4 protein-coding genes are annotated in these 1,148 nt (G+C 33.6%); 2 read left to right on the top strand and 2 right to left on the bottom strand.

What is annotated here, in order from left to right; translation table 11 throughout:
- Positions 1-251 (top strand): helix-turn-helix domain-containing protein (locus HGG78_RS18820; RefSeq protein ID WP_216835678.1); only part of this gene is annotated, 251 nt, incomplete at its 5' end.
- Between the two features lie 78 nt (positions 252-329).
- Positions 330-503, top strand: coding sequence for a hypothetical protein (locus HGG78_RS18815; protein ID WP_172533826.1), 174 nt, complete (start codon positions 330-332; stop codon positions 501-503).
- Between the two features lie 40 nt (positions 504-543).
- Here HGG78_RS18815 and HGG78_RS18810 read toward each other — a convergent pair whose 3' ends face one another.
- Positions 544-825, bottom strand: coding sequence for a hypothetical protein (locus HGG78_RS18810; protein ID WP_172533825.1), 282 nt, complete (start codon positions 823-825; stop codon positions 544-546).
- Positions 818-1,148 (bottom strand): hypothetical protein (locus HGG78_RS18805; RefSeq protein ID WP_216835676.1); only part of this gene is annotated, 331 nt, incomplete at its 5' end. The genes HGG78_RS18810 and HGG78_RS18805, both read right to left, overlap by 8 nt.

The following is a 1,148-nucleotide window of genomic DNA, read 5'->3' as shown; positions in this document are numbered from 1 at the left end:
ACTTAACTCAGAATCAACTTTCTTTTATAATAGGCATTAGTCAACCTAGAACTTCAATGCTGCTATCAAGAAAGACAAAACATTTCAAGATAGATGTATTACTCAAGATGTTAGAAAATATGGGTGGCTACATTTCAAAGAACAAATCATCAAGCATTACTCAAGAGATTCTGATTGATGAGACTATTCTTAAAGCTAAAATTGAAGAAGCTAAACATGAACATCCCAGAACCAAACGAAAATCAGCATAAATATTTTAATGCTTTACTCTTTTAAAAGTAATTTTTAATGTTATATATCTTATATATGGCATATAAAAAGGATTGAGTATGAATAATGACAGATATTACAGACAGTTATTTTCTGATTTACCACCTTTTCTTCAATCAGTTTATGAAGATTTGGCTAAGACAAATTTGACTAATGAAGAGCTTCATCAGGTTCTTAAATCGGTTTATCTTGCTGTTGATGAGGCAAGAGAACCGAAAGAATGCTTCGCATAAAAAAAGCCCTCACAGGCTTTTTGTTGTTTCTGGGTTAGTTTTAATTACAGTAGCGTTTTGCCACTTCATCACTGTGCTTCATTTCATCTATAAGCTCCGTTTGCTGTGCAATGACTTTACCTAAATCAATCTTTGAAAGAGAATCAGAATTATCATAATCATTCATCATTCCCTGAAGAGCTTGATACTGAGTTCCTATACAAGCTCTCGCTTCGTGGTCAGTTGTGAAGTAGTCAATTGCGAATGCTGTATCTATCAATGCAATCACGCTCAAAGCAGCGATCACAATCTTGTTTTTATAAATTTTGTTTTCCTTATCCATTGGTCTTAATCCTTTTTAATTTTTGTTTGTAGATGTTGAGTTTTGAAATTCGCTGATAAGCGTAATTTGCAAAGCTTTTGTTTATGAAGACGTTGTAGCCATTACCTTTCCTATATTGTGAATAGTAGATTTTAAAACCTGCTTCGCTTCGTGCTGCTGCATGTAGAACGTGCTTAAGCTTCGACTCTGAAATTCTTATCGCACCTTTTTCACAGTGAAGCTCTTCAACATCTTCCATTCCTTTTTTCTTTAAGAAAGTCTCAACAAGTTCATTGAGATATTCAGTCATATTCTTTACTGCCATGTTTCCTCCTCGGTTATTT

The sequence above is a fragment of the Vibrio aestuarianus genome, assembly GCF_012395185.1.
GTDB classification, from domain to species: Bacteria; Pseudomonadota; Gammaproteobacteria; order Enterobacterales; family Vibrionaceae; genus Vibrio; species Vibrio aestuarianus.
This window is presented reverse-complemented; position numbering and strand designations above follow the sequence as displayed.

Bases quoted from the DNA above. Each gene is read 5' to 3' on its own strand.
- HGG78_RS18815 (WP_172533826.1), top strand. From the start codon at position 330: ATGAATAATGACAGATATTACAGACAGTTATTTTCTGATTTACCACCT.
- HGG78_RS18810 (WP_172533825.1), bottom strand. From the start codon at position 825: ATGGATAAGGAAAACAAAATTTATAAAAACAAGATTGTGATCGCTGCT.